We start from the raw sequence: 9885 nt of genomic DNA on the forward strand, positions 1-9885 counted from the left end.
GATGCGCTTCATACACAGGTTGCAGTGGCATAAATCGCTATTTTATTAGCTGAAATATTGAATTTTCAAGGTACAAATCCCATTTTGGGTATGGGAAGTCTTAGTAAATAAGAGATTAAAAGAAGAATCTGCAGTATATCCGAGGCGCTCATTCGGAGAAGAAGATCAAAAATATATGGCGTTGATTGAGAAGGTGAAAAAGAGGCAGGAAGAACTGAAACTTCAGGGGCAGGAATCTGTGCTTCTCCGAGAAGAACCTTTTGTGAATGTGAAAGACGGGATTAATTTTCAGGTACATTTGATGATCTGGGAGAAGGGGATCGTGAATAGGAAAGTGGTAGTGGAGAGTTATGAATTATAATGGGCAAGTGTTAGGAAAACGATTGTGGTGATATGGACAAAGAATTTATATAATAAATAAGGAGAGTGAATGAAAATGAAGTATGATTTTACAACAATAATGAATCGCCTGGGAAAAGATGCTATTGCAGTCGATGTACCGGAAAAATCTCCGGATTTTGGACCTCGTGATGAGGAATTTGATTTTATCCCGATGTGGGTTGCGGATATGAATTTCGCAACAGTCCCGACTGTGCAGGAGGCTATCAGAGAACGTCTTGAACATCCTGCGTTTGGATATTTTGATCCCAGAGAAGAGTACTATCAGGCAATCATCAATTGGCAGGAGACACGTAATCATGTCACCGGGCTTACTCAGGAATGTATTGGATATGAGAATGGAGTGTTGGGAGGACTTGTTTCAGCGCTCAACGCATTTGCTGCGCCGGGGGACAGTGTGCTGGTGCATAGTCCGACCTATATCGGATTCACCAGAAGTATTACGAATGCCGGATACAAGATCGTTCTCAGCGAGCTCAAGCGAGATGCAGACGGAATCTGGCGATTGAATTATGACGACATGGATCAGAAGATCAAGAAGAATAAGATCCACGTAGCGGTATTCTGCAATCCTCATAACCCAACCGGAAGAGTATGGGAGCGCGAAGAACTGGAAAAAGCAATGGAAGTGTACCGGAAGAATGATTGTGTCGTGATTTCAGATGAAATCTGGTCCGATATCATTTTAAATGGAAATCATCATACTCCGCTGCAGTCGGTCAGCGAAGATGCAAGAAATCGTACAATGGCACTTTACGCACCGAGCAAGACATTTAATCTGGCGGGACTGATTGGAAGCTATCATATTATTTATAATTCTTATCTGCGTGACCGCGTACGCGCCTGCAGCAGTAAGTGCCATTATAATTCCATGAATGTATTGTCCATGTATGCTCTGATGGGAGCTTACAGACCGGAAGGTATGGAATGGGTCGATGAACTGCGGGAAGTATTGTCCGGAAATGTGAACTACGCATATGATTATATTCTGGAACATTTTGATGGCGTGACGTTAAGCAAACCGCAGGGAACCTATATGTTGTTCCTTGATTGTACCAAATGGTGTGAGAAGCATGGCAAGACGATCGATGAACTTCTGAAGGCAGGGTATCGTGTAGGCGTCGGCTGGCAGGATGGACGACCGTTCCACGGAGAGCATTCGATCCGAATGAACCTGGCGCTTCCGTTTACAAGGGTGCAGGAGGCGTTTGAAAGATTGGATAAATATGTTTTCAATCCATAAACTTATTTAGGGATGAAACTTCGATTGTTTTTCCCTATTCCGCATGGTATAATTTTCTGACAGAAAAGGAAACTTTTCAGACTTTTGATGATGAAGATAAAGGAGAATGTATGGAAAATTTTACATTTTATGCACCAACGTATTTTGCGTTTGGCAAAGACACGGAAAATGAAACAGGAAAATATGTAAAACGTTTCGGAGGAACAAAAGTATTGATTCACTACGGCGGCGGTTCCGTTATCCGCTCCGGACTGCTTGAGCGCGTGAAGAAATCATTGGAAGAAGAACAGATTGGTTATGTAGAACTTGGTGGTGTAAAGCCGAATCCGAGAAGCGGACTCGTATATGAAGGAATCGAACTCTGCCGGAAAGAAGGCGTGGATTTTATTCTCGCTGTGGGTGGAGGGAGCACGATCGACTCAGCCAAAGCGATCGCGGCAGGCGTCCCGTATGATGGGGATTTCTGGGATTATTATCAGGGCGGTATTGTAAATGAGGCCGTGCCGATCGGCACGGTGATCACGATCTCGGCAGCAGGAAGCGAAGGCTCTGCTGATTCTGTCATCACGAAAGAAGAGGGAATGTATAAGCGATCCACTACGGGGGAAGCACTTAGACCCAAATTCACGATTATGAATCCTGCCCTGACGCAGACACTGCCGGCTTATCAGACTGCGTGCGGCATTACGGATATCATGGCACATTTGTACGAGCGTTATCTGACGAATACCAAAGAAGTGGAATGTACAGACCGGATGATCGAAGCTTTGCTTCTGACGATGATCCACGAGGGGCCAAGAGTGATCGAAGATCCGGATAATTATGATGCACGTGCCAATATCATGTGGGCCGGGATGATGGCGCATAATAATTCCTGTGGTGTGGGAAGAAGTCAGGACTGGACGAGCCATTGCATTGAGCATGAGCTTTCGGCAATGTATGACTGCGCACATGGTGCAGGGCTTGCTGTGGTTATGCCGGCTGTCTTTACTTATAATCTTCACCATGATGTCATGCGTTTTGCGCAGATCGCGGTAAGAGTATGGGGATGTCAGATGGATTTCCAGAATCCGGAGAGAACAGCAAAAGAAGGAATCGAAGCACTCAGGAATTTCCTGATTTCAATTGGTATGCCAAAAAATTTTGAAGAACTCGGAGCAAAAGAAGAAGATATTGAGAAACTTGCATATACCTGCTGCTATGGAGATGTGGAAAACGGAACAACCGGTGGTTTTGTTACATTGAATCAGCAGGATGTGGAAAATATATATCGCCTGATGCTGTAAAAATGAATTGGATACGCGAAAACCCGCCAACCTTTCGGCTGACGGGTTTCGTTGTTTTTATAGTTATCTAAAGGAATGAGAGTAAAGTGTGGCAATCGGGTTCCCCCGATTGCGCTACTTTATGAGGGGGGAGATAGTTGTATTATCAACTATCTGATACTTAGTATACCCTGAAAATATGTCCAAAATGTGATGAGACCATTAAAGAAATCGAAAAAATATAAAAAACTTCTTAAGAAAGCTACAAAAAATGTCTTAATTATTCTTTGCTGTGATAAGATAAAGGCAAATAGCGATGTGGAGGTGCTGCATATGAGGATTACCAATCTTCGGATTAAAAATTTCAAATCTATCCGTAATATGTACATCAAAGAGATTGAAAATGCATTAATTCTGGTGGGAAAGAATAATACCGGAAAGACAGCAGTGCTGGAGGCCGTCTGTGCGGTGGGCGGGACCTATCAGATCTGTACGGAAGATTTTCAGGAAGACTTCCCGAATATTGAAATATTTATGACGCTTGAGATAACAGAAGAAGATTTGCATGTACTTCATCAGAACGGCATTGTAAGTCAGTACAGAAGATATGATATCTGGTTTCAGGATTTCTGCAAAAAACTGCCTTCTTTTCAAGACGGTGAAGTGAACTTTGAGTTTGTGGCGAATCGGGATGGAAAGATACGTTATAGTGATGGTGTGAAGAAGAATAACCCTTATATTTTAGAGGTATTTCCGAGAATTTATCACGTAGATGCACAGAGAAATCTCAGGCAGCTTCAGGATGATATTCTTCTGCTTCAGGAGGATGAACTGCTCAAGAAGATGCGTGCGGATTGTTGTATGTTTGAACGCGCCAAGAAGTGTACACATTGTTTTTCATGTATCGGACTGATCAATCAGAAAACGCCGGAAGAAATGAATGCGTTTGAGGCGGCTAAGCTTCTGGATTATAAGCTTTACCAGCTGAATCTGGATGCATTTGCGAGAAAGGTGAATCAGAATTTCCGCAAAAACGGCGGACAGGCGGAGATTATTTATTCTATGAATCGTGACGTGGAACGTATGCTGCAGGTGACTGCCGAGATACGGGGAAAATCCAGGAATGAAACACATCCGGCGGAACACATGGGCAAAGGGATGAGGAGTATTTACATGCTTTCCCTTTTGGAAACAGGACTGGATGATGAGAATGCGCTCCCATGCATTGTGATCGTGGAGACGCCGGAAATCTTCCTGCATCCACAGCTCCAGAAAGTAAGTGGAGATATTCTGTATCGGCTGGCAAAACAAAAGCAGGTCATGTTTTCCACACATTCTCCGAACCTACTTCCCAATTTCAACAATCGTCAGATTCGCCAGATTGTAGAGGATGAGGACGAATTTTCGCAGGTGAAAGAGAAGACGGATATCAGTGCGGTGCTGAATGACCTGGGATACTCGGCAAATGATCTGATGAACGTGGATTTTGTATTCATCGTGGAAGGAAAGCAGGACAAAAGCCGTCTGCCGCTTCTTCTCAGAAAATACTATTCCGAGATATATGATGAACAGGGAAAGCTCTCCAGAGTTGCGATTATTACAACGAACAGCTGCACAAACATCAAGACGTATGCGAATTTAAAATATATGAACCAGATTTATCTGAAAGATTCGTTCCTTATGATCCGTGATGGAGACGGCAAAGACAGTGAAAAGCTGAAGCGCAGTTTGTGTCGTTATTATGAAGAACGCAATCTGGAGGACGCAGACGGACTGCCGCGCGTGACAGAGAAAAATGTACTGATTTTGAAGTATTATTCTTTTGAAAATTATTTCTTTAATCCCTGTATTATGGCGAAGATCGGGATCGTTGATTCGGAAGAAGCGTTTTATGAAGCGTTCCTCGTAAAATGGAAGGAATATTTGTATCGCCTTTCCAGCGGCAAAAAGCTTCGGGAAGTAATCGGACATGATCTTATATGTGTGCAGGATGTGAAAGATCATATGGAAGAGATTCGGATCCATATGCGGGGACATAATCTTTACGATATTTTCTATGGAAGGTACAAGGACCGAGAGGAAGAAATCCTTGGAAAATATATCGATCTGGCGCCGAGAGAGGATTTTGAAGACATTCTTGACGCGATAGACCGATTTATCTATTTTGAAAATCGAAAATGTTAAGTGAAATTATTGAAATGGCAGGTGTGATTATTCCTGTTGCGGTGGTCGTGGTAATCCTTGTTCTGTTTTTGGCTACAGAGTATGTGAAAGCATCTCCCGATACGGCATTTATCATTTCCGGTCTGAGGAAACAGCCAAAAGTCCTGATCGGTAAAGCAGGCATCAAGATTCCGTTTCTTGAAAAGAAGGATGCTTTGAATCTGCAGTTGATTCCAATCGATGTGAAGACATCGAGTGCGGTTCCGACAGCCGATTATATTAACATCCGGGTCGATGCGGCCGTCAATGTGAAGATCAGTGATGATGAACAAAGACTTGGACTGGCGGCTCAGAACTTCCTGAATCAGCCGACAGACTATATCAAGCAGGTTGCAAGAGAAGTTCTGGAAGGTAACATGCGTGAGATCGTCGGCAAGATGAATCTGGAGGAAATGGTTTCAGACCGCCAGAAATTTGCGACACTTGTAAAAGAGAACTCCGAGCCGGACCTTGCGGCGATGGGACTTGATATTGTCAGCTTTAACGTGCAGAATTTTGTGGATGAGAATGGTGTCATTGAGAACCTTGGTGTGGATAATATCGTTAAGATCCAGAAAAATGCGGCAATTTCAAGAGCAGAAAGTGAAAAAGAAATCGCCCGGGCTCAGGCGATCGCCAAGAAAGAGGCGAACGATGCACAGGTAAGTTCCGAACTGGAGATTGCCAATGCAATTGCAAAAGCACAGAAAGAAAAAGCAGTTGTAAAGGCGGAGGCTGACAGAGAGTCAAAAGAAGCGCAGATCAATGCGGAACCACTCGCAAAAGTTGATAAGATTACGATGTACGGTGAAGGAAATTCCGCAAAACTGATGAAAGATATTATGGGAACTCTGAATCAGGTGACGGATGGACTCAAAGAATCCACAGGAATTGATCTGCAGGCAGTGCTGGCAGGATTTGCCGGGGCGAAAATAGCTGAAAACAGTGACAAGAATGATAATGAATAAAGAAAATCCGCCAGTCATGGGGACTGGCGGATTTCTTTATCGTTATCTAAAGGAATGAGAGTAAAGTGCGGCAATCGGGAATCCCCGATTGCGCTTACTTTATGAGGGGGGAGATAGTTGTTTTATCAACTATCTGACTCTAAGTATATACTGAAAATGTGTCTAAAGTATGAGTAGATTCTAAAAGAAATCGAAAATTTCTTAAAGGAATATTAAGAAAACTCCCCGCATGCTCTTAAAAAATCTTTGATAATCTTGTATACTGTAGAGGAGGTGATGAATATGTCTACAATTTTAGTTTGTGACGATGATAAAGATATCGTAGATGCGATCGATATTTACCTGACTCAGGAGGGATATCAGGTGCTAAAAGCCTATAATGGCGAAGAAGCAATCAAAGTTTTAAAGGAAAAGGAAGTGGATCTTCTGATTATAGATGTCATGATGCCGCGTCTTGACGGAATCAGGGCGACCTTAAAGATTCGGGAAGAGATGAGTCTGCCGATCATTATTTTATCAGCGAAGTCGGAAGATGCAGATAAGATTCTGGGACTGAATATCGGTGCGGATGATTATATGACGAAACCGTTCAATCCGCTTGAATTGGTTGCAAGAGTGAAATCTCAGTTGCGTCGTTATACCCAGCTTGGAAGTACATCAAAAGAAGACAGCAAATATGAATTTAAAACCGGAGGACTGGTCATCCGGGATGATTTAAAGCGGGTGACCGTGGATGGTGAGACAGTCAAATTAACTCCTATTGAGTATAATATTCTACTTTTACTGGTCAAAAATCAAGGAAAAGTATTTTCAATCAATCAGATTTATGAAAGTATCTGGAATGAAGAGGCGATCGGCGCAGATAATACGGTTGCGGTACATATCCGGCATATTCGTGAAAAGATAGAGATTAATCCAAAGGAACCTCGCTATCTTAAAGTCGTCTGGGGTGTAGGGTATAAGGTGGAAAAAATATAATCAGGAGGCGACAGTATGAATAAATGGTATAGGAGTGCGCCATGTAAGGGAGTTCTTCTTGTGTTGGAACATCTGATGGCGTCAACTGCGGCGGTCTGTCTTGTGTGGATGATGACTTGTTATATGAATGGCGGTATGGCGGCGATTTTGGATAAACCGGAGCAGAAATACGAAGACTCCAAAGCTTTTGAAGAACAGCTTCAGGGAGTTGCATCGGACATAATCTGGGCTGAACCCAGAATGGAAGAATTCGAAACAGAAGGAGTCTATGATGAAAATAAGACGGTAGACCTCAGAGAATTCCTGGATGATGAAACAATCTCGGGTGAGAATAAAAGCGGTCTGGCATATAGGCTTGGTGATTTGTATGAATGGGGGATAACCGGGGTATATGGAAACTATGGGGCGACAGCGGATATCGATAAAAAAATCATAGTCTGTAAGCGTGAAGATGGTACATACCAGTATTTTTACCAGGATGAATTTCAGAAAATGCTTGAGGATGGATCACTAAGATTTTCTACGATAGAAGAAGCAAAGAGCTTCGGGTACGAAACACAGGAAGAGATATTTGGATTACTGTTAAACGGAGAGGTAGGCTATGAGAGCCTATACAAAAATCTGCTCGACAGTGATGGGAGAATTGCATTTACCAGCTTTTGGCTATACGACGGGTACATGGTAGAAGAAACATATAAACCGCTGGGAGTATCAAATCTGGTGGAACTGGTGAATACAGATCCGAGATGGAATGGAAAACTGAGTGAAGTGATGGAGGCAATCGCAGAAGCGGTGGATCAGATTAATAATGAAGTGGATAACTGCCGGACGATCCTGAATGAATGGTCGGAAGGAAATTCGAATCTTTATTATTTGCTGGTGGACAGAAAAACAGGAAAAATCTATTCCAATAGGGCAGAGATTTTGAGAATGTCAGATTGGAAAGAGGGCATTGAGTACATCAAGAAATATGGAAAATATGTTGTTGTTACGCCAAAACTTGCTGAGTTTGAAAGTAATATGAAGAAATCGGCAACGGTATGGAAAAGTGTGATTTCGTCTTTTGTACGGACTAATGATTATGTTTGTGCATTTGCGGTTGATACTACATATCCGGTTCAGGACCAATTTTACCAGGAAAATGAAGTGTATAGTGAATATGCTCCCGTTTACAGGACGGTCTTTGGAATCGGAATAACAGCGGTAATTATTTTTTTGATTTGCCTGACGTGGCTTACAATCATATCCGGCCGTTCCAACCGTGAGGAGGGAGTCTGCCTTCTTACGATAGACAGAATGAAGACGGAAATTTTCATTGTGATTGTGGGAGGTGCATGTGCCCTGGCTGTAACTGCTGTTGCTTATGTATGTGATTCTATCTTTAGTCAGGGATATTATCATTATACGACATCAACAACCACCAGTTCGACGTCCTATGCAATTTCCAATGGATATATTTTGTGGACGTGGGACAGTGTCATATTGTTGGGCATGGCTTTTATGCTGCTCTGCGCGGCAGTTTCGATCTTGTGGTTTGGAATGACAAGAAGAATCAAAGCACATACGATCTGGAAAAACAGCCTTTTCTGCTGGATATGCAGGTTTATAAAAATGATGTTTTCCAATATCAATGCTTTGTGGGGGACCTTGGTCGGATTTGGAGTATTTACTCTGCTTCACTGGTTTGCTGTCGGTTGGGCGTGGCAAGCACCTTTCTGGCTCATCGTCATGCTGGCGGCGGAAGCGGTGGCGCTTGTTGTAGTGGTTCGTTCGACACTCGGACGCAATAGGATCAGAAAAGGAGTGTCTGCAATTGCGGAGGGACAGGTTGATTATCAGATTCCACTGGAAGGATTGAGCGGTGAGCAGCGGGGAGTGGCGGAACAGATTAATAAGATTGGAGACGGGTTGGATCGTGCGCTGGAAGCAAGTATGAAAAATGAGAGGATGAAAACGGATCTGATCACCAATGTTTCGCATGATATCAAGACGCCTCTGACTTCCATTATCAATTATGTGGAACTTTTAAAACGTGAGAATTTCGAGGATCCGAAGATACAGAATTATCTTCAGATTCTGGAAGAAAAAGCGTTTCGTCTGAAAACGTTGACGGAAGATGTAGTGGAAGCCTCCAAGGTCAGCAGCGGTAACATTAAACTGGAGAAAATGAATCTGAATCTGGTCGAGTTGGTCAATCAGACCTACGCAGAGCTGGAAGAAAAATTTACAGACAGGAACCTTCATTTGGTTGTGAATCTTCCGGAGGAACCGGCAATTATATTTGCGGATGGCAGAAGAATGTGGCGCGTATTATTTAATGTATTCAATAATGCGGCAAAATATGCGATGGAGGGCACCAGAGTGTATGTTGATCTGATGACCGTGGGACAGGAGATCCGCTTTACTTTGAAAAATGTGTCAGAACAGCCTTTGAATATTTCTGCGGATGAGTTGACAGAGCGTTTTATCAGGGGAGATCTTTCACGAAGTACGGAAGGAAGCGGTCTGGGATTATCGATAGCAAAGAATCTTACAGAATTACAGGGAGGTACTTTTGAATTATATCTGGATGGAGATTTGTTTAAAGTGTTGATCTGTTTTCCGAAAGCAGAATAAGTTAGAAAATGTGAAACCTTTCAGAGAGCGGGAGCCCGGCGCAAGCCGGGCTCCTTATTCATGTGAAAACCCCTTGCGTTTCCAACATTTCCGTTTTACAATATTACTATGAAACAAAACCTTCAGAATAGCCAAAAAAGCGCAAACTACCCCTATCTAGTGCAAAAAGGTTGATTTTGAACTTAACCGACAGGCTTATGCGGCAACTACTGGA

At 43.0% G+C, this 9885-nt stretch carries 6 protein-coding genes and 1 pseudogene; all 7 read left to right on the forward strand.

Going from position 1 to position 9885, the window contains the following annotated elements; all coding sequences use genetic code 11:
* Positions 1-175: 175 nt before the first annotated feature.
* Positions 176-361 carry a hypothetical protein gene (locus ACTNA4_RS15390; RefSeq protein ID WP_441030963.1) on the forward strand — a complete coding sequence of 62 codons (186 nt, stop codon included), beginning with the start codon at positions 176-178 and terminating at the stop codon, positions 359-361.
* 75 nt (positions 362-436) lie between these two features.
* Positions 437-1642, forward strand: a complete 1206-nt coding sequence (locus ACTNA4_RS15395; protein WP_441030968.1) for a MalY/PatB family protein — start codon at positions 437-439, stop codon at positions 1640-1642.
* A gap of 110 nt (positions 1643-1752) precedes the next feature.
* Positions 1753-2928 carry an iron-containing alcohol dehydrogenase gene (locus ACTNA4_RS15400; protein ID WP_427820548.1) on the forward strand — a complete coding sequence of 392 codons (1176 nt, stop codon included), beginning with the start codon at positions 1753-1755 and terminating at the stop codon, positions 2926-2928.
* 312 nt (positions 2929-3240) lie between these two features.
* Positions 3241-5091 carry an ATP-dependent nuclease gene (locus ACTNA4_RS15405; RefSeq protein WP_441030965.1) on the forward strand — a complete coding sequence of 617 codons (1851 nt, stop codon included), beginning with the start codon at positions 3241-3243 and terminating at the stop codon, positions 5089-5091.
* Positions 5085-5838 (forward strand): annotated as a pseudogene (locus ACTNA4_RS15410) (flotillin family protein); the annotation flags it as partial. The gene ACTNA4_RS15405 and the pseudogene ACTNA4_RS15410, both read left to right, overlap by 7 nt.
* A gap of 521 nt (positions 5839-6359) precedes the next feature.
* A complete protein-coding gene (locus ACTNA4_RS15415) occupies positions 6360-7055 on the forward strand; it encodes a response regulator transcription factor (protein ID WP_427808069.1) in 696 nt (231 codons plus the stop codon).
* 15 nt (positions 7056-7070) lie between these two features.
* Positions 7071-9671 carry a sensor histidine kinase gene (locus tag ACTNA4_RS15420; RefSeq protein WP_427808067.1) on the forward strand — a complete coding sequence of 867 codons (2601 nt, stop codon included), beginning with the start codon at positions 7071-7073 and terminating at the stop codon, positions 9669-9671.
* Positions 9672-9885: the final 214 nt, after the last annotated feature.

The sequence above is a fragment of the Bariatricus sp. HCP28S3_A7 genome, assembly GCF_052066375.1.
Classification (GTDB): Bacteria; Bacillota; Clostridia; order Lachnospirales; family Lachnospiraceae; genus Allocoprococcus.

Coding starts and splice junctions, on each gene's coding strand:
- ACTNA4_RS15390 (WP_441030963.1), top strand. CDS start 176: ATGGCGTTGATTGAGAAGGTGAAAAAGAGGCAGGAAGAACTGAAACTT.
- ACTNA4_RS15395 (WP_441030968.1), top strand. CDS start 437: ATGAAGTATGATTTTACAACAATAATGAATCGCCTGGGAAAAGATGCT.
- ACTNA4_RS15400 (WP_427820548.1), top strand. CDS start 1,753: ATGGAAAATTTTACATTTTATGCACCAACGTATTTTGCGTTTGGCAAA.
- ACTNA4_RS15405 (WP_441030965.1), top strand. CDS start 3,241: ATGAGGATTACCAATCTTCGGATTAAAAATTTCAAATCTATCCGTAAT.
- ACTNA4_RS15415 (WP_427808069.1), top strand. CDS start 6,360: ATGTCTACAATTTTAGTTTGTGACGATGATAAAGATATCGTAGATGCG.
- ACTNA4_RS15420 (WP_427808067.1), top strand. CDS start 7,071: ATGAATAAATGGTATAGGAGTGCGCCATGTAAGGGAGTTCTTCTTGTG.